Origin of the sequence: Citrobacter sp. LUTT5, assembly GCF_009905315.1 — a bacterium.
Classification (GTDB): Bacteria; Pseudomonadota; Gammaproteobacteria; order Enterobacterales; family Enterobacteriaceae; genus Citrobacter; species Citrobacter freundii.
Genome location: NZ_CP047606.1, coordinates 2,788,915 through 2,815,228 on the forward strand (window position 1 = coordinate 2,788,915; position 26,314 = coordinate 2,815,228).

The window sequence follows — 26,314 nt, forward strand, 5'->3', positions numbered from 1 at the left end:
CGAACTATAACTCCTACTCAATAACCCTGCAAGTAAGGCGGTGCAAAATAAAAGGTAATTTTGTAAATTTCATTGTATTAACTACTAACCTTTGCCCTGCGTGCGGCCTGTTTAGCCAGGTATTCGTCGGCGATGCTGTCGTACTCTTCGCGAGTGAAGCCTTTCTGGTCCGGGTATTTCGCCGCCAGCAGCATCTGAAATTCGGTCATCGTTAACTGAGATGCTTCAGCACGGTTCATGCCGAAGTGACTACGTGCCGCGCTGATATAGTCGAAGGCTTTAAACTCTGTGGTGCGCTCGCCCGTTTCGTGGCGCTGTAACTGCCGGACCTTGGCTTTTCCCAAGACTCCGTGCTGCATGAGGTGCTGCGCCAGCACGATGATGTCGTTCTTCGGCATCTGGCCAGGGCGGTAGACGACGCAGTGCCGCCACCCTTTCCACTCGCCGATCATTGGCGTCAGATCGTCATCGCAGCACGCCTGCAGCACCAGCATGCAAGTTGATAACAGCTTCTCAGCAGCGCGGTTGAATGATGGAGCAATCCAGGCTGGAAAGCGCCCAAGCGTGCCAGCGCACACCTCAATAAGCTGAGCCACGTCATTGCCGTGTATGGTGGCGTACGCCTGCACAATCTCTTCCGGAGTGCCGATCCTGGTCATGGCCTCGAATGAAGGTCGCAGCAGGTAATCTTTCCCGCCTTCGCGGCTGTCGCTGATTGAGAGTTCACCAATATCGATTAAAGCGGTCATAAGTCTTCCACTAAACGGTCATTATCAAGGGCAGCACGCCGCCCTTTGGAATGTCCGTTACGTAACGGTAACCGTATGCACGGCCACAAAGTTGCCGTCTTCGGTGTTGATGATGATTTGCGCGCTGCCAGTGGCGACACGCGTCACGGTAACGGTATTGCCGGAGGCGGTAGCCGTTGCTTTAGTCGCGTCGGTAGTCGCTACAGTGAAGTCTTTGTTTGTTGCGCCAGTTGGTGCGACATTCACCGTGAAGGTGCTGGTACCGCCTGCCGTGCCGGTGCTGGTTGTCGGGGTTACCGTCACGCCAGTCACCGCAACCGCAGTAATTTCGTTCACTTCGATGGTGCTTGCGTCGCCGACTTTGAACTCGGTAGAGAACGTGACGATGTCATTTGTGCCGCCGTCAGAGCTCAGCGCGGTGATGTTCATGTAGCCGATGAATTCAACCGGGCCATATTCCATTCGCACCCAGATGCCCGTTTGACGCTTGGCAGCAAGCTCGTCAGCAAAGTACTTAATGAATTTGCCGACGCCGTACTGATCCAGCTTGTCCTTCTTGCGCACTTCACCTTCAAAACTGAAGGTAAGATCACTGTTGGTGATGATGGTCTCGACATAGCCGCCGCCGTCATCCGCATCAGAGGTAACCGAGTTCGGGTTGAAGTCGAAGCCCTTCGACGTACCAGCAGCCAGCGCCTTCCACTCAGATTCGAGTGGTTTGACATCCGGGCAGCCATCAGCGACTTCCAGCACGACCGCACCGCCGAACAGGCGCTCGTTCGAGTTCTGGCAATTAGCCATGTGAAACTCCTCTTTGACGTATAAAAAAGAAAACCCGCCGGAGCGGGTTATTTGGTTGGGATGGCTATTCGCCGTAAGTGCAGGCGAACTGGAGTCGGAAGACTATTCGCCCTTCTTCTGTGAGCACCGGCGCGGGAATTGCGCCCATGTTCTGGATGTAGCCGACGCACTCGTCAGCCATGGGGTTGGCCTGGACGTAATCGACGATGCGCTGCACGGCATTGAGCGCGTCTTTGCGCTTGTCCTTCGCGCCTATGACATCAACCAGGACGTGATACTCAGAGCCGAGGTCCGTGCGGATATTCGAGCCGCCGTTTGGCCTGAACACCATGATCGCCTTCGAAAGGTCTTTCGGGTCGTCGTACATCAACTGCTGCACCGTGAAGCCGGTCGTTAGCCCGGCGTCGCCGAACATGTTGCGGACACGCTCGTGCATCATGGGTGTCATAGCGAAAGCTCCTTGCGCATAACCGCATCAACGTTATCGCGCTCATCATTCGCGCCTTTGTTCAGGAATTGAGGCTCACCATGAGGATCCCAGTAATTGCCTTTCTCTGTACCGCCGCCAAACTGCTTGCCAGCGCGTGTAGTGCCAAAGTGAGCGCGAGGTTGTCCTTTTAGTTTCCCGGATGCCTCATGCACATAAACCGCATAGTTGGCTGAATATCCGATGCGCCCTGTTATGATCACCCCGCCAGCATCAATTTCACGAAACTGACTATTGATCAGAGTTGATGTGTCAATAGGCGTGTAATAAGCGGCGCGAGAGCCTATCAGGATCAAACCTGACTGAATGCCACGCACTACCCTCCGCCCTCTAACATCGTTGATAATATCGGTGAGATTTTTCTTGGCCTGGCCGATGCCCTTCACCTTGATGCCCATGGCTACACCCCAGTCAAGATGGCGTAATCATCCGCCAGTCGCTCGAATGTGTCGGCGTAACGGATAACCTGCCGCACCTCGTCGGCACCGGCGACAACCGGGTCGGGTTCGATTGACGCGCCAATCAGCAGGTAATCACCGGCGGCCGCCAGCGCGAACTCCGTCCAGACGGTATTCTTCACGACGATTTCAGCGCCCAGACTGGCTAACTTCTTGCTGAGCCCGCCCTCGTAATCACAGAGGATTTGCTCAGGCTCGGCATAGCCCAGCGGATCGCCGTATTCGTCATTGCCTTCCAGCTTGCGCCAGATGGTCGCTGTAGCGGTGTAAGACCAGTTTGCAACACTCGACACGCGTTACTCCTTTGGCACTGGAATGCGCTCAATCTCAAACCACTCGATATTCAGCGCATTGACCTGCTGGCCTTTACCGACCGGCAAGAAAAGACCTATGACATCACCGCATTCCAGCTGCAAATATCGCTCAATGACGATTGGTGAAACCACTGTCTCGCTGAAGGTCTTAACCTCTCCAGCAACGCGAAAAATGACCGTCACATTCAACGCGCTAACCATGTTTTTTACAGTAGCCATATTTCACTCCTTCCAGCGCAGCACAACCGTTACGTTTCCGCCTTGGCCTTTAAGTTGCTCACTGCGCTTAATGGCGTTCGGTGCGATGCACGAGTCCATAACGACTTCGCCAACACGATAAAGTCTGCTGTTTTTCAGTAACCCGCCTCGCTTCATTCTTTCCACCTCAGCACCTTCGCGCCAGTCGCCCGGATGCGCGGGCAGTTGATATGCCACTCGCCGTCCGATTTCACGTAGCCGGTAGTCTCCCGCCCGGTATCGGTCATCACCCATACGCGGGTGAATGAGCGCGGCAGCCCGTGCTTAACTGATTTGTACGTCATCAGCAGCCTCCGACCACCATGAACAGGCCGACGCTGTTACCGGCGCTGATTGGCAGCTCACCGGTGCAGCCGCTGGTATCTAGGCGGGCCAGCGAGTCGCGCAACCAGGTAATGCTGTCAGCATCGTAATCGAATGAGCGTGACGCGCCGGACGGCGCACCCTGCGATTTGATGCGGCGCGCGCCGGACGACGTAGCCATAAGCGCGGCGGCATACATCAGGATCAGCTTCGCGGTGCAGTCGTCATACCCTGCGCCATCGAGGCACGGGATAATCTTGTTCACCACGCAGAGGATCGGCTCCAGCAGCGCGCCCGGGATGGAGTAACCCAATTCACCGAGGAACGCCTGCACGTCTGCCGCTGTGATTGGGTCAGCCATGGTTATTTCGCCTTCTTCGATTTGCTGGCAGATTCTTCCTGCTGCTCTGCCTGCTCTGCCTGCTCTGCAGCGTCATTGCCCGGCGTGGCTACTTCCAGCACCTGATCGTCATCACTAATGATTTCAACCAGACCAGCGGCTACCCAACGCTTAGCGACATCGCCGCTTACCGAAACCTGCGCACCAACCTCCAGTTTCTGGAGATTGGCACCGGAAAGCAGGTTGTCTCGAACCACTTTTACCAGTGCCATAAATACCCCTTAGCTGTGCGCGTAGATAACGGATTTGCGATTGTTGATGTCGGTCTTAACCATCAGGCCCATCGCGCCCCAGGTGCGCCATACGTAATCGCTGTTATAGAACTGGCGAGGATCAGCAACGGTACCGACAGCCTGACCGACAATCGGAGCGATAACACCGGCCGTCAGTGGAACAATCAGGATCTGGTTACCGGAAAGTTGCGCATCTTCTTTGATGGCAGCGATGCCTGAGAGCTTCAGCAGCTCTTGCAGAATGGTGTCAGACTGGTAATTGTCGCTGAAGTAGCGCTCCAGGTTTGAGGTGATCTCACCGGAAACATACCAGGTCTGCTGCGCATACTGCAGGTTGGTCAGCTTCATCACGTCGCGCAGTGCGATAGCCGCGTTGCGAATTTGCTCCGCCGTTGCGCTGGCACCGGTGAAGTCGATGTTCAGGCCGGAAGCGCTGAGATCTACAATCTGTACGCGCTCATCGGCTTTGACGCCCTTCCAGGTCTTGCCATCGAAGGCGATATAGTTGCCGGCGGAATCGCGGAAACCGTTGAAGACGTAATCCACGTACTGACGACGAACATCATCAACAGAGCCGCGCTGAGCGTCAGCCAGAGATGCCAGAGCGGAACCTTTGTTAAAAATCGGGTCACGCCACTGGAATTTGAAGCCAGAGTCGTGGATCGGAACCATCGTACCGTCGAAGGTGTACGCGCGCGCATCCAGCGCCGCACCAATCTGGCCGGACATGGAGGTATGCGCCCAGCCGCGGCCACCGGTGCGAGCGTACTCGTACACGGACTCTTCAAGACGGACAGAGCGGGACAACGGGATCAGGTCGTTAAGCAGGGTGAATTCCGTAGTTGGTTCGAATTCAGCCAGCACAGTCTGGTCATAAGCGCGATACAGGCGGCGGATATCGTCGACAGCGTTCGTCGCGTCCAGCACTGGTGTGTTCGCCGCATCACCACGCCAGCGGGTGCGGGATACGAAATCAGCAACGGCCTGAGCACTCATGTTACGCGCCAGTTGCAGCTCATTGAACTGCGCCTGGTTCGCTTCGAGGTTGCCCGTCTCGGTCGCGCGTCGGGTGGAAAATACAAACATTCACTCTCTCCTTACTTGAACACGACGCGAACCAGATCGCCTGCTGCAGCGGTCAGGGACTTGTCTTCTTCGACATAGGCAAAGATGGTTTCATCTGCTGCCAGTGCTTTGATTTTGCCGTTGGCCACAGAAACCGGCTGACCTTTGGTGTAGGTTCCGGCGGCAGCGCGAACGTTGAGGAATACGCCCGGGGTTGGCTGGATGTTTACCACCCAGTCGCCGATAGCATAGGCATCGTCAACTGTTTTGCAGCGCAGATAGTCGTAGTTAGCGACGTAGAGGATCGCATCTTCGGTGCCGTCAACCGACGGAGTCGGCTTAGCTGCACTGAAGAAAATAACGGTACCCGGCAGAAACGCTGCGGCCGCAGAACCTTCACGATTAAGTTGCGGGTTGGGGAAAATACCGCCCGCGTGAATTACGTGTTTCCCGTCTTTAGCCATTTTTTACTCCGGCATTTCGCTGAAAGAATCGTTGTTGTTGACCTGGCGGAATGCACCATTCAGGCCGATGGAGGTCTGGCACTGAGCAAACAGGCCATCAAGAGCCGCGCCGTCAAGGGAATTCACTGCGAGGTCATCCAGCCCGAATTTAGCTTTTACGGTAGCGCGCTTTTCGCCTTTCTCTTTGTCAGAGTTGGCAGCAATGCCAGACTTAACAGCGGCGAGATCGTCAGCGAAGGGTTTAAACCATGCCGGTGCTTCTTCGCTGTTGCTGGCCTGTTCTTTTTTCTTGGGCTTGCCGGTTGCGGGGTCGATGTCTTCTTCGCCTTCTTTTTTGGCTGCCGCCTTCTCAGCCGCCAACTGGTTGTAAGCGTCCATCAGTTCGGCATCGGACTTGCCTTCAGTCGGCTTACCCGCGGCTTGCAGCGCATTGATAATCAGTTCTTTCATCGGATCGTTCTCTCCGTTGGTTTTAATCTCGTACTCAATGGGTTTGCGCACGACTTCTACAGGTTCGCCGACGAACACGGCTTTGCCGTCATCATCGATGAGGTACTTCTGCTTTAGGTATCTGGTGTCATCGCGGTAGATGAAGCTGTCTGGCCACACCGTTTCTGGCCATAGCCACTTATCTTCTGTGTCGCCCTCGCGCAGCTTGTCGCTGATAGCGCGTGAAATGTCGTCAAAAGAGAAGTTGGAGGCATTGGTGAAAAAGAATTTGGTCTTGTTGAGCAGACCTTCACGGGTGCAGTCGATACCATCAGCAAGGCGAGCAACTTCGATCTGCTGCTCATTACCTTCTGCGTTCACGAAGATGCCGACGCCTTCTGCAGGCGTTCCGGCGCCGGGTTCGTCGAGCAGCACCGCCACATGGTCAAACATCATGTTGGTGGCGATCTCGTTGTACTTCTTGCCCTTCGACTCGCCATTAGCAGCAATGCCGGAATACAACAGTCCTGTGGAGATATGGATGGGTTCTGAGTTGGTACCGGCAATCATCTCATCAAGGCGGTTAATCAGGCGCTTGCCCTTCTCGCTTGACTCGGCGTACTGGCGGTTAACGTACATATCGCCCGTCACTTTCCCGTCTTTGTGGCTGACGTTCTGCAACCATGCGCCGACGTGATATTCATTCACCGCCCGGACATCGCGAGCAGACACATGCTTGCCGTCAACCTTCGGGTGGCCCAGCGGCATGGGGTTACGCTCAAGCGTGTTGTAGGCCTTTTCGATTTCTGCTGCCGGGTACAACTTCCGGTTCATCACGATATCGTCCACGACAGGCGTGATGCCGCGAACCACGATATGTGGCTTGCCGTCGATGGTTTCAGTGGTGATGTTTGAAGCGGAGTTGACGACGGTCAGCACGTTAACGCGATTGCGTTTCATGCTGGGTCCTTATTGGTGGATTTTCTGGCAATAAAAAAGGCCGCCGAAGCGACCTTTTATCAGATGTTATTTATCTTCATGAATTCAGATAGATTTGTCACCAAGAAAGCTCTCTCGCATGCTCGGTTCCAAATATCGCCCCCCTCTTCGGCGACACCATCGTATTTGGATAGAATGTACTCTCTTATCTCTCCACTATCTAAAATTCTTCCCGGGTTGGAGCGTATTAACTCATAAGCAGCAATGTTGAACTGCTGATCGTTTAATCCGCCGGAGGTGTACCAAAGACCAAGCAACCACTTATCAAGAGCTTGTATGTTATGCATGCCTTTCTCCAATTAAAGAACACCTGAATCATTGCATGTATAACGTTATTGAAAAAATGATTTTAACCAGCTTTCCATGCCTTGCGCTCTTTCTTCAGTTTATCCGCCAGCCCGTCGTTGAAGATACTTCCATCGTCGTTGAGCAGCACCGGAATCTGGCTGCAATAGCAGTTGTACCGGTTTCCGTTCTCGGCGTAGAAGTCACGCACCTGCTCGGTGGTGTAGACCTTTCCGTGACGGCTGGCGTGCCAACTGCGCGTCGTCGGTTTGAGCGCAGATAGCCACAGCAGGCCGGTATTCAGTCCAAGACGATCCGCTGCCCAGTCCGTTTCGTTCCATTGTGCCTGCCGCAGCGCGCCAACCTGCTCAGTCTGAGCGATGGCCTTGGCCTTCGACATCGACACATCGAGGCGCTTGCTGATGACGCTGGCCGTTTCACGTGGGTTAACTCCACGGGCTACCGCATCGGTGATGATATTGGTCAGGTCACCGCGGGCTGTGTCGCTGATAACCTTCCAGTCGCTGAACGTTGTCAGCCTGGCCGCCGCTATCTGGTTAAGGTGACCGGGGCTGCTTAAAAGTTGCTGTAACGTCGTCTGACTGGCGTAAACCTGCGACTGCTGGGAGAGGTTGTTGAATGCCTCCAGCGTGCCGCGCTGCACTTCTGCGACGACGTAATCCATCGCCCAGAGGTTTTGCTCGCCACCATCCAGCAGGTAATCATCCAGAATCGACTGCACCGCTTCCAGTAGGTCAGCCAGTTCCTGCGCCGACATGTCGTAGATGAACTTCCCGGCGTTGACCTGGTAGAGCCGCATATCCGCGCCGTTATCGTGGCAGAGGAAGTGCCAGTTATGGCTGTTAACCTCACGCTCTCGCCCGGTCAGGCGCTGGTCGAACAGGGCTTTCAGCGCACGCTTGATGTCGAGATACCGCTCCTCGATATCCCGGAACATGGCGGTTACCTGCTTTGCCGATCGGGTCGGGTCAACCTTGCTGCGCGGAACTACCGGTGTCCCGACTTTCGTCTTTTGCTCCGGTGTCATCGGAAAGAGGATCATCGGTCGTTACCTTTTTATTTGGGTCAGGCGGCTTTACATCTTCACGCGGCTCAAGTTCTCCCGCTTCCCTGACCTCGTTCTCATCAACAGCAGGTGTGCCGTAGGCTTGCTGGGTATCCTTCGCCACCGCAGCCATTTCCTTCATGTTGGCAATCTTCTCTTTCTCGCTTGGAGCGAGTAGATCAGACCAGGTTAACGTGATTTCGCCAGATTTAGGTGGTTCGATAACCTCCACAGTCCAAAGCCGTTCTATAACTGCACTTGCCCGGCCAGTCTGGAACCCGTTGCGGCGACCATTACAGCGCTTGGCAAAGTCATTTTTGTCCTGATCTGAAGCAAGCCTTCCCGTCTGCTGACCAAACAAGATGGTGAATGGCATCTGAACTGAAGAGGAAAACTGGTTAGCTGACACTGTCCACGTTGGACTCGGATCGGCAGCAGCAACGGAAAGCACCTTAGCCTCTCCGTCTTGGGTTACCAGAGCCGAATCTGTTCCAGAGTTAAGCTTCTGGATGGCTGCGTTAAGCGCCTCAGCCAGCCCCGAGTAACCAGCCTTCTTGGCATCCTCCATGATTTTGTCAATCTTGGTGTCTTTCGACATGTTAATGCCGAGCTGCCTGCTGGCGTTTTTAAGGAACCCCTCAGCGCTGCCGCCGGAGGTTTTAGCCATATCAAGCAGGTCGTTATAGCCTGCACGCAAGAACGGGATGCCAGCCAGTGAAGATTCATCTTCTGAGCCCTCGCAAAAAATGATGATGCGCTCAGGATGAATTTTGATGGAGCGCATAGGGCCAACGATACTGCCGTTGTCACCTACAGGTTGCTCTTGGAAATAATAAAACTTCGGCATGGCGTAATCAGGGGACTTCTGATCCTGCTCTAATTCCCCAGGCTTAACCTGCGATTCCCATGCAGGAATCATCTTCACCAGGCCGCGTTCGCGTGAATTACGCATTACGTCACGATTAACTGGCTCAGACCATTCACGACTATCGGCAAACTGAAGAATGAGAGCTGAGTAGTGACCGACAAGGTTACGTCTATCCGCGTCCTTCACCTTCGCCCAGTATTTCTTCATGAGCTTGGTGACTTTCTTTTCCCATGGCGTCGACTTTTTAGACTTCTTCGTCTCGTCACCATCCACTATTACAGGGTTATCAGACCAACAAGCATCCAGTAGCTTATGAACAGCACCGAACGCGGCACCGTTGCGCTCATACATGTTGTAGAAGTGGTCAAAGTCTAGGCGCTCAGGATAGCCAAATTCACACCACAGATGATGTCGCTTGGTGTTGCCTGATTTATTGAATCCAGCCGCATAAAGCTGTCGAGATCGCGATACCTCGTTGAGGCTATTCACAATCAGCCCAGCGAGGACTTGCATTTCTGTATCGTTACTCACTGAGTTGTCCTTATGTGAAGAATATCGCCCCTGAACGGCGAGGTGAGTGCAGCACGCGGTAACGCGTTGCATCCCAGTCGTGGTCTTCCTGCTGGGTATCTACGTCATCCGGGTTTTTGCTGTCGCGAACCAGCACGGGTATGCGGCTAATCCATCCGCGGCAATGCTCAAACACGTAAAATGCAGGTTTCTCAGGGATGCCAGATTCCAGCTTCTTACCTTCAACTACCGCCTCAAGCATGTCAGCGAATACCGAGGCCCCGTTTACTCGCGAGCCAGGCTTCTTATTGGCCTCAAGCCATTCGACACCCTGATTTTCCATTTTCTGTCCGATCGATAACTCATCGTCGCCAGTGTTGAAAATGGCGCTATCAGCCGGGCCCGGAATAACCTCCGAGCTAATTCCCGGAACAATGTTGAGCTGGCCCTGCGTAACACCGTCGATTTGAATCTCTTCCGGTTCGTCGACGCCTTCGCCCACCAGCCGCTTATCAATCCACGCCACGCCTTTCGCGACGTTGGTGGATGACATATTCAGGCCTTTGTTCAGCTCGTCAGGCGGGCACCCGTACCATTCTCCGATCAGGATTAACGTCCCTGCCGGCGGGCAGAACTGCCGACCATCAGGCAGCTCAGCAGCGGTGCCATCAGCCTGCGCCCACCAGAGGTTAGAGAACGGCTTCGACTCCCCCCAGTCGTGAGAGCGGTCAACTGTCCAGCTATCCGGTATGCGGAATGGCTTAATGACGTGCAGCGATTCATTCCACAGGTGGTCGAATCGCCCGCCACTGGTCACATCCCAGGAGCCCTCTACCCACGCTTTGCGTCGGTTAGGGTCTTTAATAGCCATCAGGGTCGCAATGTACTGCGGGTCGAGGTAAGGGTTCTCTTTGAACGATCCGTGGATGGCCACGCGGGTCAGCGTCACATCCTCTTCGCGCTCTGTTTGCGGGTTAAACACCTTCTGCGTTTCACGAATGATGGTGCCGCGTGGCGCTGGCTCAATGAAGCGCTTCTTAACCCACGTATGACCAATCCCGAAAGGGTTTGTCGTGCTGAATGTTTCCAGCGGGATAGGCTTCAGCAGCCCACCGTCAGCCAGCGGATAGTTCTCAGGCCGGAACGACGAGCGTCGGCAGGAGAACATCATTTCGTAAAACTCGGCAGACTGCTGTTTAGTCAGCTCGTTAAAGCCGATAAAAGGAAACTCCTGCCCGTGGTAGTCCCAGTAGTCGCTCTCTTCTTTTCCGAAGCGGAAAAGTAACTCTTCACCAGTCGGCCACACCCATCGCAATTCACTGGCAGATGCCAGATAGCGGGCGCCGTCGTTAAACAGGCGATACATGCGCTTTGACTGCGTGATGATATCGGTGAGGTTTTTATACTCGGTATCGAAAATGACGCCACGCCAGAACGAGCCATAGCCCAGACCGACCAGGCGACGAAAGCGCGCCAGCTGCGCAGCAGTTTTACCCGGCCCTCGCGTCCCCTCGTAGAGGATTTCGTTACACGGGCAACTAAGGGAGAGCGATTGCGATCCAGGCAGAGGTTTCCAGACGGCTTTGTAATTCATCCACCTAATACCTCGCCCTGCTGTTTCTGGGCCGCTTTTTCCCAGTCGTCCACGTTATCGCAGGACGGAACGGGCATAATGCTGTGGGTCGCCGTAACATTCTGCTCGACCTGCTCTTTAAACGCCTGCACTTTAATGTGCTTGCCAAGCAGCTCCAGGTTCTTGACCTTATCCGGCCATTTAACCTTTTTGAGGATGGTTTCCGCCGTCTCCTCGTCGAAGTTCTGAATCGTGGTGCTGATGTCCAGGCCGGTTAGCGATGTTCGCCACGCTTTAGGCCATGAGCTAATCGGTCTAAGGCTGCCATCGTCGTTGAGGATATCCAGGACGTCCATCTGGTCGATCTCAACCAAGCGCCGTAGAACATAATCTGCATCAATACCCACATCTTCGTTGCGCTTCGCTTTCAGTTCGGCGATTCTGTTTTGGATGTCAGGTTTTGACAGGTTTTCGGACGCGGTGCGGTTAGCTGTCTTTGCGCTGTACCCCGCCCGAATAGCCGCTTGCGTGGCGTTTAAATCGATGAGGTACTCGCGACAGAACATTTCTTGCTTGTCGGTGAGTGCCATAACCTATTCTCATTTATAAAAAAGGATTATTTATGTCAAATAATAACCGCACACCAAAGTTTAATATTGGTGATACCGTATACCTAGTAGTTGGCAGTCCTGCTATGGCAGTTGCCGAGCATGTCAAAGAATATATTGATGGAACAATGAAGTTCAACGGTACTTATCGCTGCCAATGGTTTGCCGGGCGTAAAGAAGCAGATGCAAAATTCCCTGAAGAGTCACTCACCAAAACTAACCCAAAGCCATAAACCCAAACGCGATAAAGCTCTCCATTGAAGATGTCTCTAATCTGATGATGAGCTCTCTTCAAAGAGATGGATGCCTTTATCAAGAAGACGTTGTTGATTACTTGATAAAAGAAGATAACGAGCAACATCTGAAAGAAAATGCTGATGGTAACCAAGCTCTATCAACAGAAGTAATCAAAAAATTCAGAGTTGATAGCGGTGAAAGCGTCGTTTGGGTTAAGCCGGACAAATACTGGCGATACCGAGTTCCTGAGGACGAGGAAGGTCGAGAGGCTCGTGGGTAAACATAGGGCGATCACTCGCCCTTCTCTTCAACCATGTCTATCACAGGCGTGAATTGCACGCGCTTCACATCATCAGGGGAAAAATACAGCCACTCCCCCGTCTCCGTCGCCAGCGGCACAAAGCCGTTAACCAGCTCAGGCTGACGTCGTGACATCTTGCCCGTGAAGGTTTCGCCTGTTTGGGTGGTTAGCGTGATTTGGTAGATGTCTGGCATGATTACCTCTTTACCTTGTCGCAGCTGTTGCCCTGCTTCTCAGAAGTGCTTAGCCACTTACGGCTTACCCGTCAGCAAGATGTGATCACCATCCTTGCGGGGTTACACAAATCATTATCGAAGCCCCTCGGTGAAGAGCCTCTGTAATGTCGCGATCAACCAATCAGCAATTCTGGCTGGGTCACCTGCATGATGTGGTCATGTTCAAGCGCCAGGACGCGCTTCTCTTTCTTCCGCTCGTTCATCAACCGGCTGCCGATCGTGCCTTTCAGCTTTGAGCGTGTTTCTTTGATGGCGTAGCGGTGCTGCATTTCTTCGCCCATGGCAACTCTTCTGCTAAGTTGCTCAGCCATCCAGTTAAAGGCATTGATGTAACACTCCTTAACTGCGGCGGCGGTTTTACCAGTGAATCCCATCACGAGCATCATGCATCCATCTCGGGTGATGTTATACATCGGCTGAACATCGCCATTTTTATCAATGAAATCAATGGGCGCAAAATTGCGCTGGGTAAAATCATCGGAGCATTTAAGGTTTCTGATGGCTCGCAATACGTCTTTGTGTCGTTTACCAAAATAGTTAGCCACCTTTAGCGATGTGGTGATTATCTTGTTGTCGAGTGTCGTGACCATTTCGCGGAAATCGAAGGCCGGAATAACTGACGGATTATTCATAGCGTCTTTACCTTTTAGAAAGATGAGCCTGTTCGCACAGAAAAGCCGCCCCGAGATGGTCGCCACCATATACGGCAGTTCCCAGGCTCAGCTTTCTGAAAGACTCGGGATTGTCATGCGCTGCGATGCGCGGTTTACTGCGGGCATAAAAAAGCCCCGCATTTCGCGAGGCTGATATTGCCGTTTACTGCTCTTCTATTCTTAGTGCGGGTTGTCCATCATTTCAGGCACTGTGTGTTGATGTATTCCTGTAGAGCTCTCAGTGATGTTTGGTCACTGATAATTCCTGCTCTGATACCGAGAACGTTTCGTCCAGCAACTGGAGAGAGTTCGATGGTGGCATCATTGCCCATGCCGGAGGGGCTGGAGGCTTCGGTTGAGGTAGGCACTGGACACTTTCCTTTGACGAGCACCCGACCACCATTATCAAGCCTGCGCTGCAGAGCATAATTTTCAGCTTTAGCATCTGCCAGTTCCTTCGTGTATTTGGCATCCAGCGCAGCGACATCTCGCTGGCGTACCTGCATATCTTTGATGGTGGCGTTAGCCGTGCTGAGATTCTTGGCGGCTTTGTCTCGCTGGTCTTTGTAGGTGATGGCGTTGTCGCGGTAGTGGTTCACGAAGAAAGCCAGTACGCCAATTACTGCCACCACAAGCAACTGCAACCAGTAACGCCTTACCAATGCGCCAATCACGACAGGAACAGAGCACGCTCCGCCTCACGACGACGGGTCAACCCATTCAAAACTTTACCGCCAGCTTTATTCCAGCGAAGAAACTCATCGGCAGCACCTTTGATATCGCCATCATTCAGTTTTTTTAGCAGGGTTGATGTGGAAAGGGCGCGAGAACCAACGTTGTAAGCGAATGAGACAAGAGCATCAAATTGACCCTGCGTTAATTTAACCTTCGCTACTTTCAGAACGTCATTCTCATAACCAACAAGCCCGGTTTTCAGTAACCGATCTGCGGTGGCCTGGTCGATGGTCATGCCGCGCTTTACTGGTTTACCGTCTACAGGGTGAGTCCAGCCGTATCCGATGGTCCACGGATAGCCACCAGTTCCGGGGTCAGGATATGCAGTGAGCCTACAGCCTTCGAACTGCTTAATCAGGCGAATACCCTTTTCACTGGTGATCATCGTTCACTCCTGCCCGTTTTTTAAGTGCGCTGATAGCGATTTCGCGCAGCTTGTCTACGCCGACGAATCCAATCACACCACCGACGAACGGTGATATCGATACAGGAAGGCCAACCACATCAAGCGCGCTGGTGATGCATAAAGAAAGGGCGCCACAAAGGACGCCCTCAAGCCATTTATTTTTTCGTGTTGCACCGTCATATATCAGACGACCATAGGCAATGAGTCCGGCCATTGACGCCCCCAGAATCTGGGGCCACGCATTTTTGAGTCCGGTCAAAACCGCAGCCCAGAATTCAGGGTTCTTGTCATTCATTTTCATAGCCTCACCTCGCATAGTTAGCGGGTGCTGTGTGTGATGAAAGGGTCAGGCCCTCGGGCTGGATTTAACAACGAAGCATGTCGATGATGATTCCCGGGGCCTGAAATAGAAAAAGCCAGCACGATGGCTGGCAATATGAGGGTGGTGCGTTGAGCTTTCGCTCTTATGGTCCTGGTAGGTATTTGGTGTGTGGCGGCCGGTGCTGAACTCCGGCTCATAACAGGCACCTTGTTCTCTCGAAGCTTTCCTGCGCGCAACAGCCTGCGCATTCACCACAACGGAAAGAGCACTGCCGCATTCCTCGTCTGGTAGGGTGCGGAGCTTTGTTTATCCAGTCAGTAATCTTACCTGTTGTGCAGATACAAAAAAGCCCCGAGCTATTAACTCAGGGCCATTAAATAGTTGCTCAGCTCACCCCATCCACCCAAGTGACCTTTGATGGGCTACGCTACACGATGTGTTTCATCTCATCTCAGAGAATCATCAGGCGCATTGATTAGTCACCCCGGACACCTACTTGCTGAGCGATGGTGTCGTACGCTCTTGCAAACCTCTCAGCCTGCGATGGTTGGAGTACCAGACGATGCGTCGAAGATACCAACTAGGCGGTTCAGTGGTGAGAGCCGCCTAGCTTATCTCACCACCTCGCTCTTTCGCCGTTGACGTCCGAGCATACATGGAAATATACACTTCTATTTCCCGAAATCAAGATATTTACAAAATATTTCTACTTACGCGGCAATTTCTGGAATCTCCTTCTCTAATTCGCGCTTCATTGCGTAAAACATTTCCGCATCGAGTACGTTCTCGCACCACACAACGCGCTTACGGCAATATTGAATATCAGCACCAGTGTGGTATTGAATTCGTCGAGCGATGTCTTGCGTGTTGTTGCAATCACAATATCGTCTAATAGCGACATCACGAACGGGGCTTTCCCGGTGGAGCGTTTTAATCATCACGCGTTCAACGAAAGCGGCATCATCTGATTCTTTGGCGAGAGCGATGATATTGCTGAACGATGATTGAGGGATAACCAGCTCTCTGGCTTTCTGATAGAGAACATCACCACGCAGGCCATCCTCTTCATAAAGCCGCATAACAACTCTTTCTATCTGGTTGGCTTTATCCTCGCTCCAGTGGCTGCGAATCATCAGGCGACCGATAACGTTGATAGCACCTGCTGGAGAATCATCACCACGATTAACGCGCCCCCAGACTGACAGCATGTAATGCACCCATGCCTGCTGTTTTTTGGTGATGGTCTTTTTTGGGTGACGCCACACGCGCCGAAAATGAGCGTCATCAACAAAGTTCACCATTGAGAATATCGGCGTTGTCTTCATGCTTCTGCTCCTGATGTTTTATAGCGACTGATGTAATTGCGTAATATCCGGTAGTCAGTGGCAAATGAGCCCGGCCGACGATAGATGCGTAACCGTGTCCAGCGCAGTCGAAGGTGATCAGCAAAGTAGGATTCGAATGTCATGATGGCCTCCGATTCCATGCACGTATTGCATCGCGCTTTGTTTGATAGGTGTCAGTGATCGGTTTAATCAGGCAATTTTTTTCAGTGCATCCAGCATAAACACCGTCACCATCGGCAACCAGTTCAGCATCACCCCCACAAAATGGACAGCGTAGCAGTGAGGCCCATTGCGGAAGCTTTAGGTCGTAAATCATTTGTCCTCCAGTTCAGTAATCGTCAACTCAAGGCGACCACCTTTAACGATCGGCATTTTCACCACCCGGTAATCCACTACCTGAACGTCATCCATCCAGAAACCGGCTTTAGTCAGCGCATCGAATGCTGCTTTTTGCAGGTTGTCCAGGTCGCGACGACGGCGATCGGGCATGTAGCATTCAATGCGAACCTTCAGTGGGCAAGTCACGCCAATGTCGAGCATCTCTGCCTTGATGACTTCCGCTACCAGATCTCGGTACGCCTTACCTTCGGTGCTGATGTGCGTTCGCCCCCTGTTGTGCCTGTAATACCGGTTATTGCTTGGAGGCCATGCCAGGCTAATTCGATATTCGTTCATATCTTCACTAGCCCCTCTTTCAGCCACATAACCTGAGTTCGTGCCATTCCTTCCAGAGCGCACTCTTTCGCATACTCCGCATCAACCAGATGCGTTCGCCTGTCTATCTCGTCGTGACACCGGCTGCATGCCACCGTGGCGATCAGGTCTGGCGGCTTGATTCCTGTGCCACACAGACCCGCCAAGCGAATATGCGCCAGTACAGTCGTTTCAGAGTTTCCGTTGCATACTCCCGGAATACGCACCTGGCATTCGCGACCACGTGCTGCTTTGCACAAATTAGCCATGCTTCCTCCGTGCCGCGAGACGCAGCCATTTCTTATCGACGAGCCCGGCGGTGTAACCGAGAAGTGTTGGGATCTCTGAAGGGTTTGGTTCCGGCTTACGCTTGCCGCGAGCTGGCACTTTGTAAATACCACCATTCATGACGCGATTGATGAGGTTAGCCATGCTGCTCACCCCACTGTTTCGCCCATTCGATTTCAAGCCGGGATTTTTCGCTGAACTTCACACCCTGCTGAGTGCCGAACCAGTAGATAGCCTCGATGACTTCAACCATCTGCCGAACGGTCATTTTGCTTGTGCGCTGACCGAACATCACAACGCCTCCGTCCAGACCTGGAGCCATTCTCTGCTCTTGTTTTTTGGCCTTGGCGACCATAGCGGTTATCAGGTCTTTCCAGTCGTCAGAGTCGTACTTATTGCCGAACCAGGTTACCTGGTCAGACAGGTCTTTCAGTAGCGGCCACATCTTGCGGTTCTGATCCAGTGTACGAGTCATCTCTTTGATATCGAGAATCAGTGGGCGCTTCGAATCCACCGGCAACTGTCGGATGTAGTTGATAGCGTTCTGCTTGATTGCGTCGTTAATGAGGTGAAATTGCTGCTTCATACGCCACCTCCGTGAGGTAACGCAGAATGCAGAAAATCGCAGGTGCATTTCTGCATCTGTGAAAAAGTGGATAGTTCAGATTGTGGTCGCATTTAAGTCCCCTTAAATGCGCAGAAGTCACCGGAGTTGTTCAGGCTCTGGTGAAGTAATTATGGCTTGTTGATTATGGGAAATCAAACGTTGCTTTCTGTTGCGCGGATTAAAAATTGTGTCGGTCTTTGTGCGTGAATGCGTATTCGTATGTGAAGTTGAAAGCCTCGTTCTCGGTGTCGAATCGCTTGTCTGTTATATCTATCCAACGACCGCCTTTACGAAGCTTCTGAGCGACCCATTTGCCTTCGTAAGGGAAAACCACGTATGAAACGGAGTAATTGTTGCCGATATTAGGGGTTGGGTATGATTCACCTTCTGCCAGCATATAAAAATTTATACCGGCAACAATTAAGCACCCCATTATTTCTTCTCGTTCTGAGCTGCCATATCCAGATACCGCGGATCGGATGCTTTTGGCAGCGTCAGGCTCTGCTCGCGGTAGAAGCGCACTCGTTCCATGAAGTATTCACGCAGATGCTCTGGCTGCTCACGGGCTACCTGTTCAGCGATAACTGGCATATTCATGCGCTCTTTGTACGCGACACCACTGGCGGCAAGGTCAACGTTAACCTTGTCCTGCTCTTCTTTTGGTTTTGCTGCGATGTTCCAGTCAGACATAAGAATCCCCTCGATGGCCTGAGGGGATTATACATCACTACGCGGATTTGCGTTCTGCTGCGGATTTAGCCATCGATATTCACCTTAGGAATGCTCAGTATCGGCCATATAGCGGAACAGAGAATAGTGTTAATAACACGATACATGACCCTCTCACTGCGACGAAGTTGCCAGTGAAAAGGCATACAACCTAATATGCCTCCGGAGTAGAAAAATAAGAGATAATCAATCACTTCACCTCCTGCGCCGTTTTGATGATTGCGGACAGACAATTCTTACAAGGAACATGCAGAGATCCCTGTTCAATGCTCAATAGCGCATGCTGAGCATCCCGAAAAAGCCATTCGAATGACCCAGGCCGATGACCGCACCATGTTTCAATCTCGTGCTTAGGGAGTTTAACTCCGTCACGATAGTCATATTTGATGATGTGCTTGCTCACGACTTAACCTCCTGCCGGGGGATATGATGCGATGAAGTTACATACACACCAGGGAGTTTGTATTGGTTTGCCAGCCAGTTATCGCATTCCATTTCGGTGATGTATTTAGGTAGATTTGTGTACTGACAATTAAAAAACCACCACTGATCTCCCATGCTTTGAGGAATGGCTAGTTCATACATGATGCCAAGTTCGCGAATTACTTCTTGCGGGTGCCTACTTTTACCGGCATAAGCAGCGCCAATACAGTCATAGCGTAAATGTTTCACGGCTTCACCTCCTGCTGCGGTGCTGCTGGCAGTGGTAAGTGAGACCATGATTCTCCAGTAACAACCCTGATAATGGTTCGTTTCGAAACTCCATATCGTTTAGATAGAACTCCGTATGAAACCCCAGAGCATCTAAGCGATCTTATTTCTGTGACGCTTGCATCATTTAATTTCGAATTGGCCTGCATCTCCCCTTTGTATGCTGGCAGGTGTGACCGGTTTCTTAGTCCTGTATTCCAGGCGTGCATCCTATTTTCATGAGGAGTAACCCACTCAAGATTGCATAAGGACGGGTTGGCTTTATCCCCATCGATATGGTTAACCTCTGGCTTGGCATTTGGATTCGGTATAAACGCTTCTGCTACTAACCTATGCACTCTTGCAACTTCCCTTCGGCCATTTGAGGCATCACTCAACCTGACAACGAGATAGCCAGCATCGTTTAGAAACGGCTTTAATTGTTTTCCTTTAAAACGCTGTTTAGATCCATCTCTCCTCAAAATTATCCTAGGCATGCTTATGACATCTCCATGCTCATTAACCTGGTAGATTCCTTCCCAGTCAACAACTGGTAATAATTTCATGAATTACTCCTTAGGAGGATTTGGCAGTTGCATCCAGTGGGTTACCTTTCCGGGAACGACATCATGACAGTCAAATGACTTCCAGCATTCTCCATCCCACCAACCTTGTCCAATATCGAAACCATTGGATGTGATTACAGTTTTCATGCCTTCAGGCATCCGCTCGCTTACCGGAATCCAACCATCCGTAGTTACCGGAGAGTTGCCAGCCTCATACGCAACGCGCAACCAGTGGTAAAATGCCTCAGTGGTTACACAGCCACAATCGACATCTATCTGCTCATTTTGTTGTGATAGCCATTGGTCGAATGGCAACCTGCAATCGACATTTTCGTTGGCATCACCTGAATGTTCGACCATGTCGAGGTGTTGCTCGGTATGGTTTCCAGCTACACGTTCAGATTGAATTTTATCGACATCTACAGGAATGCCTGAGTTGCGGATATATTCAATACCATCACGTAGACTGTATTTTGATGGAGAGTTGCCAGCCTGATTCATCATTTCCTCGTACTCTGCTACTTGCGGGTCTACTGGTTGCGACAAGTCTCGGTAATTACCCTGAAGCATGGAGGCACGGCATGCGTTCCAGCCATTCACATAACCTACTGCCTCCAACCGGTCACTCATGACTGGAAGCAATGAGGACATGCTGATTTCTTCTGGCACTACCGGCGCTCTCGGCTTGCCCTGGCTATCTGACGGCGCTAAAGGTGCATTTCTCAGTGCAGAGGACAGCATTTCAATATCTGGCTTCGGCAACATGGCTTTGAATGCTGCGATATTGGCATCATGCTCTGCTCGCTGTTCCGGCGTCATGGCTTCCAGTTCTGCGTAGTAGTCAGCGCGACAGCGCAATGCGCCCAGCATGCACTGAGTGCGAACGCCCTTACCGAATTTAAGACCCGGCTCAAGATGCACGGGGCATGGAAGAGTTTCCGGCACTACCGGCGCTGGCTGCGTTAAACTTGGAGATGGGTAGGCAACTCGGAAAAGTGTGGATGGTTTCGATTCAAGCAGGACCTCCAGTTGCTGTTTGCTGTAATCAGTCCAACTTCCATCGTCTAATACCTGATACACCGCTTCCTGCGCCGCCGTCTTCCGCACCGACAGCAACTCGTCGATAGCCTTCACAGCATCAGCCATTGCGTAGCCGAGATTACCGCCGTCGCTTTGTGCTGCTGCTTTGCTGAGTATTTCGCTTATCTGGTGCAGGCGATCGAGTGACACAGGACCGTGCGCCGGGTGGTTAGTTGTCATGGGTTATTCCTCACGGCTCTAAACAAGACTGATTGCTGAAATCCGGTAAGAAACCATAGTCCATCTACTCGCTGGCTCATCTCGTACCAGTCTTCCGGGTTAAGGTCGGACACGAGGTTGTCACCACAAATACAAATATCAGGTCCGCGTTTCTCGGAATCATAAATATCACCTGGTGAAAACCACTCAGGATTAGTGGAGTGAACACACTCCATTTTTGTTACGTCCGCCATCTCACTCTCCCTTCACGCCAATGCCAGCGGCGGTCATCATATGCAGGTACTCATCTCCATCCTGAACCCATTGACCACCAACCCCGTAGTGGCGATGCGTAATGATGTCGATGGTTACTAGCGGGTCTTGTTCGATTAGCTGCCGTAGAAACTCTTCTAGGTCACCAGAGCAGTGCTTGATGGCTGGAGTTTTTCCAGGGTGCCGAACAACAAGAAACTGGTTTCCGTCTTCTCGAATTTCATTGCTCTCCAGTTCTGCTATGCGCTTCTCTGCGGCTTCCAGCTCGTCCAGCAGCGTCAGTACCCGTTGCGCCAGCCAGCGCTTTTCTTCATCACTATATGTGTTATCAGCAATCTCTTTGAGACGACCAATTCCAATATCACCGCCATCAGCGCGGTATGCCTGTTTGTTGAGTGCTGTCATTGGGCTGCCTCCTTCAAATTAATATCGCCAAATTCATGCATGAGCGTTGCCCTTACTCGCTCCACGATTTCATCATAATTGGCTGTGTTGGTAGCTTTATCCGTAAGGCCTTCAGCGCTCATCAGCTCAAGGCACCGCTCGAACGCTGGTTTATTCATGGTGTCAGGAAGCCAGAAATAGAACGCTCCTCCAGTCATCTTCTCGCGCCCAAGCAGCCCCTCTTCAGCAAGGCGCTTAATTCGATTCATGGATTGACTATCGCTTAGCGGTAGCCCTAGTGAGCTCTTGCGGGCTGTCGTGCAAATTTGCGTACTGCTGCGCAACCAGAACCAGTCGTTTTTGCATAGACTCACTACTTTTCCATCACCGAAATAGTTGTGAGTGACGCGAACAGGAAGTTGCTTCAGAACTGCGTGCCAGATAGCGAGGAGAATAAATTCATTCGAAAGTTTGCTCATAGCGCGGCTCCTTTGCGGAGCGTTGATACAAAAGCCGCAGCACCTGCAGCACCACTACGCAACTCAGGTGGCAACGTTTCGGTCATTTCGTTAAATCGTGATTCGAGTTCGTCGATTAACTCGTTTCGTGCCTGCGCCCGCACTTCAGCTAGGAAAGCGTCGGTCGCCGGGGTTTCGGTGTTAGCCAGCACCAGTGGAACACCGCGCCACTTATCCGCCTCAGCCTGGTCTATGGTTACCTCGCTGGTCATTCTGATATACCAGGCTTTAGGATCCTGATTCTTCAGCCCCGAATTCTCCGCCGCCAGCGCAGCGCACTTAGCCTCCAGATTCTGCATTGTGATATCAGCAGAGCGGAATTCGCGTTGTGACTCTTCGGCACGCACATACTGCACTTCAAGTTGAGTAGCCAGATCGCTAATCAGTTGCGCCAAACTGCGCACGTCGACAGCACCGCATGATGCTTTCAGTTCAGACGCGCGCTCATGTCCTAACTTCACTAACTCAATGATGTTTTCTTGTGCTATTTGTTTCATGCTGATGCTCTCCCGTAAAACGCCAGAATTCTCTTCATCGCCGCGCTTTTTCGACATTCGTTGAATATTCCATTGGTGCAAATCCGCGCTGTTCCTGCCTGTTCTTCCGGAGTAGCCAGGCGATAGGTAACTGTTCGCCATACTTTGCTGATGCGCACTAGCTTGTTGACCTTCTCCAGCTCGAGTGCGTTCTTCGTGATGCAGTTGATGGTCATGCCACACTCGGCAGCCACATCCTTCGCGGTGAAGGTCCGGTGCGTTTCGAGATAACGCAGAATTGCCTGTTTGCCTTTCATCTCACACCATCCCGTTCGACTTGTTGCGGTTGTATTTGGCCTGCAGCAGTTGGATAGGCGTCGGGCCACGATCTGCAGCAGGCGCTGCGATTGCGCGGCGAACCGGAGGAATTGGTTTTCCCTCTATGACGCGCTTCTCCCACATGTCCAGCAGATCACCGGCTTCTCGCGCCAGCTCACCATGCGTTAACTGGCGCTCTGTGCTACGGTGACGAAGTTCGACGCAGATGTGGTACATGACCGGCTGTGACCAGGGGAATTGCTCGCTGGAGGTGAACTCAAACGAGCGGTTACGCCAGTCCCAGTATTCGGCGATCACCTGGTCAACGGTGATGCCCAGTGCACTGCCACTTTGCTTGCACCAGGCGACGAACTGGCCCGGCGACGGCAGGAATGGGCGTTCCTGGCGGCGTGCAATGCGCATACCGGCATCGACCTGAGACATTGAGTGGATCCCGTTCTCCTGAAACGCCAGCAGCCACTGACGGCGGAATTCGTTCAAGTCGTCCTGGGTGCGAAAGTTCGCCATGCTGGCCGGGAACGCGGCACGCAGCTGGTTAAACAGTCCGTTGAATACCTGAGCAACCTGCTCGACCGGCGCACGCTCCTGGTACTGCTCTGGCAGGTTATGGGCTATGCGGCTCATCTGCTCGCGGTCGTGGTTACGTAACTGCTCTGCAAGAGATTTCATCGAATCACCTCATAGGCCCAGTCAGTGTTGTTGAAGTCCAGTTCCTGCTTGACGGCGCGCTGCTCACCACCAGCGCTGCGCTGCATCGTCAGCTTGTCCCACTGCTTACGCAGGCTTTCCGGGCTCAGGATGTTGGTCTGCCAGAAGTGGTGTTTGCTGGCCCAGTCATACAGCGCACAGATGTCCTGGTGCGACCGGTTGTCTATCTGGCGCATCAGGCGAACGGTGTTAGACCATGATGTCAAGTCCGGGTCTTTGCAGGTTGGGTTAATCAGCTTCACCCTGGAGGAAATCCACTTAGCGATCTCGAGGTCTTCAGCCGATCCCCACTTCGCACCGGATGGGGTGTAAACCGCAGCTTCTGGATGAGCTGATAAAAATTTCTTCAGACGTGCGTCTGAGGATTCGCCAGAATTCTCGGACGAAGATCTTTTAATGTTTTTATTGTTGTTATTACATTGTTGTTCATGATTCTCGGTGAAACGCTCGGTCAAATGCTCGCAGTTATGCGCGGCATCACCTTCCGAAGCCCCGCCATTACCGGCTTTGCCATGCTCGGCATTAAGCGCGGAAATATGCGCGGTGAAACGCTCGGGTAAATTGTCCATTTTTTGAGCGTATTCAGCGTAATTTGTGATGGTTATCACAGAGCCTTTTCTCTTCTCTCCGGAGCGAGAAATCATCCCTTCACGCTCGAAAACATCAAGCATCCTGTCGACTGCGTGGCGACTGCATGGCTTCCCTTCCCTGTCGCATAAATTCAGCCCCAGATCGGCTGAGGTGGTGACCAGTTGTCCGGTTTGCAGCGGCCATTGGCGCCCCTTGAAGTTTGCTGTGTAAGGCTGGCGTGCGGCAGACAGCAGCAGGTTTTCCCACAGCGTGCGCAGGAAGACGTCCTTCGACCAGGTTTGCTTCAGAACACTCCGGTACAACGGGATGAATCCGGTTTTCTGGTTCTCCATCCGGTTGCTCCTGACGGCAGAATGCGCCGCAAAGTTTGCATAGGCGACGTTAGACATAGCTATGACTCCCGTGCCTGGTGTTTTGGATTACTCTTTGTCATAATGACCTCGTAATTACTGCCGTAATTGCACCTGAAAGTCGGTTCTGTTCGCGCAGACCGGCTTTCGCCATTTCTGTAGTTCTCACATAACCCCCAGCATCGAAGTGACCATCGTCATCAACGGCCCTACCTGCTCCGGCATGAGGCGGAACAGCGAGGCTATACCCTCGCTTACCTCTTTGAGCTTCTGATGCTCTGGAGCGTCCAGCAGCACTGCCTGTTTAGCCTCTGCGAGTTCTTTCTCGGCCTCAGCCAGGCGAGACATTTTGCAATCGGAACCGATCAGGCGAGTGCGATACTCAACCGGCAGGACCGCCATGATTGCGGGTGTCAGCTGGCGCACGTTCTCGCGGTACTGTTCGGAGTCGAAACGGTTATCCAGGAAGCGGAACAGCTTCTGGCGCGCCCGGCTGATGTCTTCCGGAAAGCTGATGGCGGTCCCGCCCTGCTCTCGGTATTCGTTGATGATCAGCGCAGAAACGACGTCCTGATTGTCCAGCTCCGATGACCATGCCCGGACCGCATCGCGGATCTTTTCGTGGTCTGGCGCCGCCTTATGTTGAGCGCGGTTTATCATCGCTCCCGGGTGTATTCCGGTATTGTGTTGATACGCAAGTGAATGCATTGCTTTCCCTTTCGTGGTTAGGGCCGCCGTTAAGCGGCTTTTGGTTTACTGATTTCAAGAATCTGGCTCTCGGTAAACTGTCCACCAGATACAGCTGCGATTTTGGATGCATAGCCTGTTTCACCGGTGTAATCGGTACGCGGCAGGCAACCGCTGTTAATCCATTTGTAGATAGCGCGGGGAGTGCGCCCGCAAGCCTTCGCCACCACCGGTACACGGATTTGCTTGATGATGTCGCCAAGGTTTTTAGGTTGCATTTGGTAACCCTCAAATTGAACTGTAAGTACATATTATGTCGGAACTGATAGTTCACGCAAGTGATATTATGATTGAACCCATGGTTCAAGAAGAAAGAGCGCGTAAAGAGTTCTCCCAACGGCTAGCGCTGGCCTGCGATAAAGCTGGTTTACCTGCACATGGTCGTCAGACTGAGTTGGCAAAACTCATGAAGCTGACACCTAAAGCGGTAAGCAAGTGGTTCAATGGGGAGGCTATTCCAAGACGTGGGAAGCTGCAGGAATTGGCGGCTATACTTGGCACATCCTCCTCTTTCCTGTTGGGCGATAGCGCTGCTGATGGCATATCTGAAGGGCATATGGCGATGAGGGATGATTCTTTCCGTGTAGACGTTTTTGACATTCAGGCTAGTGCTGGGCAGGGAGTTCTCGTGCGAGATGAATTCATTGAAACCATCAGATCCATTGAGTATTCAACTGAAGAGGCTCGCGCCGTCTTTGGAGGCCGCCCGGCTGATCACATAAAAATGATTGCCGTTAATGGCGATTCGATGTCTGGCACGTTCGAGCCGCGAGACCAGATCTTCGTCGACGTCAGCATCGACTGCTTTGACGGTGACGGCATATACATTTTCGTTCTGGACAATGATCTCTACATCAAACGCCTTCAAAAGCAGCACAAAAAATTAGCTGTGATTTCAGACAATAAAAAATATGAAACCTGGTACATCGAAGATGGTGATTTTTCTTCTCTCCGCATATGCGCGAAAGTGCTGGTAAGCCAGTCAAGGGCATACAGATTTCATAGTTGAG

44 protein-coding genes are annotated in these 26,314 nt (G+C 52.3%); 3 read left to right on the forward strand and 41 right to left on the reverse strand.

Features of this window, described 5'->3' with window-relative positions:
• Positions 1-77 precede the first annotated feature (77 nt).
• The 17 genes from GUC46_RS13340 to GUC46_RS13425 all read right to left on the reverse strand — a co-directional run bounded on the left by GUC46_RS13340 (position 78) and on the right by GUC46_RS13425 (position 11,852).
• Positions 78-749 carry a DUF6246 family protein gene (locus GUC46_RS13340; RefSeq protein ID WP_160180294.1) on the reverse strand — a complete coding sequence of 224 codons (672 nt, stop codon included), beginning with the start codon at positions 747-749 and terminating at the stop codon, positions 78-80.
• Positions 750-806: 57 nt separating this feature from the next.
• On the reverse strand, positions 807-1,550 hold the full coding sequence (locus GUC46_RS13345; protein WP_160180296.1) for a phage tail tube protein: 744 nt from the start codon (positions 1,548-1,550) through the stop codon (positions 807-809).
• Between the two features lie 64 nt (positions 1,551-1,614).
• On the reverse strand, positions 1,615-1,998 hold the full coding sequence (locus GUC46_RS13350) for a hypothetical protein (protein WP_160180299.1): 384 nt from the start codon (positions 1,996-1,998) through the stop codon (positions 1,615-1,617).
• Positions 1,995-2,435, reverse strand: coding sequence for an HK97 gp10 family phage protein (locus GUC46_RS13355; RefSeq protein ID WP_160180301.1), 441 nt, complete (start codon positions 2,433-2,435; stop codon positions 1,995-1,997). Before GUC46_RS13355 ends, GUC46_RS13350 begins: the two co-directional genes overlap by 4 nt.
• 2 nt (positions 2,436-2,437) lie before the next feature.
• Positions 2,438-2,788 carry a hypothetical protein gene (locus GUC46_RS13360; protein ID WP_160180303.1) on the reverse strand — a complete coding sequence of 117 codons (351 nt, stop codon included), beginning with the start codon at positions 2,786-2,788 and terminating at the stop codon, positions 2,438-2,440.
• 3 nt (positions 2,789-2,791) lie between these two features.
• Positions 2,792-3,028: a hypothetical protein gene (locus tag GUC46_RS13365; RefSeq protein WP_160180306.1), complete on the reverse strand. Its 237-nt coding sequence runs from the start codon at positions 3,026-3,028 to the stop codon at positions 2,792-2,794.
• 3 nt (positions 3,029-3,031) lie between these two features.
• Entirely contained in the window at positions 3,032-3,244 is a 213-nt protein-coding gene (locus GUC46_RS13370; RefSeq protein WP_201743311.1) for a hypothetical protein, read from the reverse strand.
• Positions 3,245-3,350: 106 nt separating this feature from the next.
• Positions 3,351-3,731: a hypothetical protein gene (locus tag GUC46_RS13380; RefSeq protein ID WP_057780789.1), complete on the reverse strand. Its 381-nt coding sequence runs from the start codon at positions 3,729-3,731 to the stop codon at positions 3,351-3,353.
• Between the two features lie 2 nt (positions 3,732-3,733).
• Positions 3,734-3,982, reverse strand: coding sequence for a hypothetical protein (locus GUC46_RS13385; protein ID WP_160180308.1), 249 nt, complete (start codon positions 3,980-3,982; stop codon positions 3,734-3,736).
• A 9-nt stretch (positions 3,983-3,991) separates the two neighbouring features.
• Positions 3,992-5,089: a major capsid protein gene (locus GUC46_RS13390; protein WP_160180309.1), complete on the reverse strand. Its 1,098-nt coding sequence runs from the start codon at positions 5,087-5,089 to the stop codon at positions 3,992-3,994.
• 11 nt (positions 5,090-5,100) lie between these two features.
• Entirely contained in the window at positions 5,101-5,532 is a 432-nt protein-coding gene (locus GUC46_RS13395) for a hypothetical protein (protein ID WP_160180310.1), read from the reverse strand.
• 3 nt (positions 5,533-5,535) lie between these two features.
• Entirely contained in the window at positions 5,536-6,921 is a 1,386-nt protein-coding gene (locus GUC46_RS13400) for a DUF2213 domain-containing protein (RefSeq protein ID WP_160180311.1), read from the reverse strand.
• A gap of 59 nt (positions 6,922-6,980) precedes the next feature.
• On the reverse strand, positions 6,981-7,247 hold the full coding sequence (locus tag GUC46_RS13405) for a hypothetical protein (RefSeq protein ID WP_160180313.1): 267 nt from the start codon (positions 7,245-7,247) through the stop codon (positions 6,981-6,983).
• 62 nt (positions 7,248-7,309) lie between these two features.
• The gene (locus tag GUC46_RS13410; RefSeq protein WP_160180315.1) at positions 7,310-8,308 is read right to left on the reverse strand and encodes a phage minor head protein; all 999 of its coding nucleotides are present in this window, start codon (positions 8,306-8,308) and stop codon (positions 7,310-7,312) included.
• Positions 8,235-9,692: a DUF1073 domain-containing protein gene (locus GUC46_RS13415; RefSeq protein WP_201743316.1), complete on the reverse strand. Its 1,458-nt coding sequence runs from the start codon at positions 9,690-9,692 to the stop codon at positions 8,235-8,237. The genes GUC46_RS13410 and GUC46_RS13415 overlap by 74 nt, the downstream gene beginning before the upstream one ends.
• Before the next feature lie 28 nt (positions 9,693-9,720).
• Positions 9,721-11,283 (reverse strand): terminase, encoded by a 1,563-nt coding sequence (locus GUC46_RS13420; RefSeq protein WP_160180320.1) that lies wholly within the window; start codon positions 11,281-11,283, stop codon positions 9,721-9,723.
• Positions 11,280-11,852, reverse strand: coding sequence for a terminase small subunit (locus GUC46_RS13425; protein ID WP_160180322.1), 573 nt, complete (start codon positions 11,850-11,852; stop codon positions 11,280-11,282). The genes GUC46_RS13420 and GUC46_RS13425 overlap by 4 nt, the downstream gene beginning before the upstream one ends.
• Positions 11,853-11,884: 32 nt before the next feature.
• On the opposite strand from GUC46_RS13425, the gene GUC46_RS13430 reads away from it, so the two are divergent.
• Both GUC46_RS13430 and GUC46_RS13435 read left to right on the forward strand, forming a co-directional pair.
• A complete protein-coding gene (locus GUC46_RS13430) occupies positions 11,885-12,103 on the forward strand; it encodes a DUF2158 domain-containing protein (protein WP_160180324.1) in 219 nt (72 codons plus the stop codon).
• 47 nt (positions 12,104-12,150) lie between these two features.
• On the forward strand, positions 12,151-12,387 hold the full coding sequence (locus GUC46_RS13435) for an ATP-dependent RNA helicase HrpA (protein ID WP_160180797.1): 237 nt from the start codon (positions 12,151-12,153) through the stop codon (positions 12,385-12,387).
• An 11-nt stretch (positions 12,388-12,398) separates the two neighbouring features.
• Here GUC46_RS13435 and GUC46_RS13440 read toward each other — a convergent pair whose 3' ends face one another.
• The 24 genes from GUC46_RS13440 to GUC46_RS13555 all read right to left on the reverse strand — a co-directional run bounded on the left by GUC46_RS13440 (position 12,399) and on the right by GUC46_RS13555 (position 25,522).
• Positions 12,399-12,602 carry a hypothetical protein gene (locus GUC46_RS13440; protein ID WP_160180326.1) on the reverse strand — a complete coding sequence of 68 codons (204 nt, stop codon included), beginning with the start codon at positions 12,600-12,602 and terminating at the stop codon, positions 12,399-12,401.
• A gap of 155 nt (positions 12,603-12,757) precedes the next feature.
• The gene (locus tag GUC46_RS13445; protein WP_152960167.1) at positions 12,758-13,276 is read right to left on the reverse strand and encodes a Rha family transcriptional regulator; all 519 of its coding nucleotides are present in this window, start codon (positions 13,274-13,276) and stop codon (positions 12,758-12,760) included.
• Between the two features lie 259 nt (positions 13,277-13,535).
• On the reverse strand, positions 13,536-13,742 hold the full coding sequence (locus tag GUC46_RS13450) for a lysis system o-spanin lipoprotein Rz1 (RefSeq protein WP_160180328.1): 207 nt from the start codon (positions 13,740-13,742) through the stop codon (positions 13,536-13,538).
• A 225-nt stretch (positions 13,743-13,967) separates the two neighbouring features.
• A complete protein-coding gene (locus GUC46_RS13455) occupies positions 13,968-14,417 on the reverse strand; it encodes a lysozyme (RefSeq protein WP_160180330.1) in 450 nt (149 codons plus the stop codon).
• Positions 14,404-14,733, reverse strand: a complete 330-nt coding sequence (locus tag GUC46_RS13460) for a phage holin, lambda family (RefSeq protein WP_099530457.1) — start codon at positions 14,731-14,733, stop codon at positions 14,404-14,406. The genes GUC46_RS13455 and GUC46_RS13460 overlap by 14 nt, the downstream gene beginning before the upstream one ends.
• 737 nt (positions 14,734-15,470) lie before the next feature.
• Positions 15,471-16,085 carry a hypothetical protein gene (locus GUC46_RS13465; protein WP_160180331.1) on the reverse strand — a complete coding sequence of 205 codons (615 nt, stop codon included), beginning with the start codon at positions 16,083-16,085 and terminating at the stop codon, positions 15,471-15,473.
• Positions 16,082-16,228, reverse strand: a complete 147-nt coding sequence (locus tag GUC46_RS13470; RefSeq protein WP_103770175.1) for a YlcG family protein — start codon at positions 16,226-16,228, stop codon at positions 16,082-16,084. Before GUC46_RS13470 ends, GUC46_RS13465 begins: the two co-directional genes overlap by 4 nt.
• Entirely contained in the window at positions 16,225-16,422 is a 198-nt protein-coding gene (locus GUC46_RS24255) for a Lar family restriction alleviation protein (protein WP_160180332.1), read from the reverse strand. The genes GUC46_RS13470 and GUC46_RS24255 overlap by 4 nt, the downstream gene beginning before the upstream one ends.
• Positions 16,419-16,781 (reverse strand): crossover junction endodeoxyribonuclease RusA, encoded by a 363-nt coding sequence (rusA, locus tag GUC46_RS13480; protein WP_160180333.1) that lies wholly within the window; start codon positions 16,779-16,781, stop codon positions 16,419-16,421. The genes GUC46_RS24255 and rusA overlap by 4 nt, the downstream gene beginning before the upstream one ends.
• On the reverse strand, positions 16,778-17,068 hold the full coding sequence (locus tag GUC46_RS13485) for a DUF1364 domain-containing protein (protein WP_160180334.1): 291 nt from the start codon (positions 17,066-17,068) through the stop codon (positions 16,778-16,780). The genes rusA and GUC46_RS13485 overlap by 4 nt, the downstream gene beginning before the upstream one ends.
• The gene (locus GUC46_RS13490) at positions 17,061-17,231 is read right to left on the reverse strand and encodes a NinE family protein (RefSeq protein WP_160180335.1); all 171 of its coding nucleotides are present in this window, start codon (positions 17,229-17,231) and stop codon (positions 17,061-17,063) included. Before GUC46_RS13490 ends, GUC46_RS13485 begins: the two co-directional genes overlap by 8 nt.
• Positions 17,224-17,673 carry a recombination protein NinB gene (locus GUC46_RS13495; RefSeq protein ID WP_049003308.1) on the reverse strand — a complete coding sequence of 150 codons (450 nt, stop codon included), beginning with the start codon at positions 17,671-17,673 and terminating at the stop codon, positions 17,224-17,226. The genes GUC46_RS13490 and GUC46_RS13495 overlap by 8 nt, the downstream gene beginning before the upstream one ends.
• Before the next feature lie 453 nt (positions 17,674-18,126).
• A complete protein-coding gene (locus GUC46_RS13500; RefSeq protein WP_106672185.1) occupies positions 18,127-18,384 on the reverse strand; it encodes a DNA polymerase III subunit theta in 258 nt (85 codons plus the stop codon).
• A 438-nt stretch (positions 18,385-18,822) separates the two neighbouring features.
• Positions 18,823-19,095 (reverse strand): hypothetical protein, encoded by a 273-nt coding sequence (locus GUC46_RS13505; protein WP_049003300.1) that lies wholly within the window; start codon positions 19,093-19,095, stop codon positions 18,823-18,825.
• Positions 19,092-19,679, reverse strand: a complete 588-nt coding sequence (locus GUC46_RS13510) for an NUMOD4 domain-containing protein (RefSeq protein ID WP_160180336.1) — start codon at positions 19,677-19,679, stop codon at positions 19,092-19,094. Before GUC46_RS13510 ends, GUC46_RS13505 begins: the two co-directional genes overlap by 4 nt.
• A 3-nt stretch (positions 19,680-19,682) precedes the next feature.
• Entirely contained in the window at positions 19,683-20,825 is a 1,143-nt protein-coding gene (locus GUC46_RS24085) for a DUF551 domain-containing protein (RefSeq protein WP_236654167.1), read from the reverse strand.
• Between the two features lie 348 nt (positions 20,826-21,173).
• The gene (locus tag GUC46_RS24260; protein ID WP_312038875.1) at positions 21,174-21,596 is read right to left on the reverse strand and encodes a DUF5320 domain-containing protein; all 423 of its coding nucleotides are present in this window, start codon (positions 21,594-21,596) and stop codon (positions 21,174-21,176) included.
• On the reverse strand, positions 21,593-22,054 hold the full coding sequence (locus tag GUC46_RS13525) for a hypothetical protein (RefSeq protein WP_160180339.1): 462 nt from the start codon (positions 22,052-22,054) through the stop codon (positions 21,593-21,595). Before GUC46_RS13525 ends, GUC46_RS24260 begins: the two co-directional genes overlap by 4 nt.
• The gene (locus GUC46_RS13530; protein ID WP_160180341.1) at positions 22,051-22,590 is read right to left on the reverse strand and encodes a hypothetical protein; all 540 of its coding nucleotides are present in this window, start codon (positions 22,588-22,590) and stop codon (positions 22,051-22,053) included. Before GUC46_RS13530 ends, GUC46_RS13525 begins: the two co-directional genes overlap by 4 nt.
• Positions 22,587-22,886, reverse strand: a complete 300-nt coding sequence (locus GUC46_RS13535; protein ID WP_103856794.1) for a protein ren — start codon at positions 22,884-22,886, stop codon at positions 22,587-22,589. The genes GUC46_RS13530 and GUC46_RS13535 overlap by 4 nt, the downstream gene beginning before the upstream one ends.
• Before the next feature lies 1 nt (position 22,887).
• Positions 22,888-23,577 carry a replication protein P gene (locus tag GUC46_RS13540; protein WP_160180343.1) on the reverse strand — a complete coding sequence of 230 codons (690 nt, stop codon included), beginning with the start codon at positions 23,575-23,577 and terminating at the stop codon, positions 22,888-22,890.
• The gene (locus GUC46_RS13545) at positions 23,574-24,539 is read right to left on the reverse strand and encodes a replication protein (protein WP_160180800.1); all 966 of its coding nucleotides are present in this window, start codon (positions 24,537-24,539) and stop codon (positions 23,574-23,576) included. Before GUC46_RS13545 ends, GUC46_RS13540 begins: the two co-directional genes overlap by 4 nt.
• 183 nt (positions 24,540-24,722) lie before the next feature.
• Positions 24,723-25,265, reverse strand: coding sequence for a toxin YdaT family protein (locus GUC46_RS13550; RefSeq protein ID WP_160180344.1), 543 nt, complete (start codon positions 25,263-25,265; stop codon positions 24,723-24,725).
• Between the two features lie 29 nt (positions 25,266-25,294).
• The gene (locus GUC46_RS13555) at positions 25,295-25,522 is read right to left on the reverse strand and encodes a hypothetical protein (RefSeq protein WP_045338826.1); all 228 of its coding nucleotides are present in this window, start codon (positions 25,520-25,522) and stop codon (positions 25,295-25,297) included.
• A 68-nt stretch (positions 25,523-25,590) separates the two neighbouring features.
• Here GUC46_RS13555 and GUC46_RS13560 point away from each other — a divergent pair, with 68 nt between their 5' ends.
• Positions 25,591-26,313 (forward strand): XRE family transcriptional regulator, encoded by a 723-nt coding sequence (locus GUC46_RS13560; RefSeq protein WP_229289426.1) that lies wholly within the window; start codon positions 25,591-25,593, stop codon positions 26,311-26,313.
• Position 26,314 lies beyond the last annotated feature (1 nt).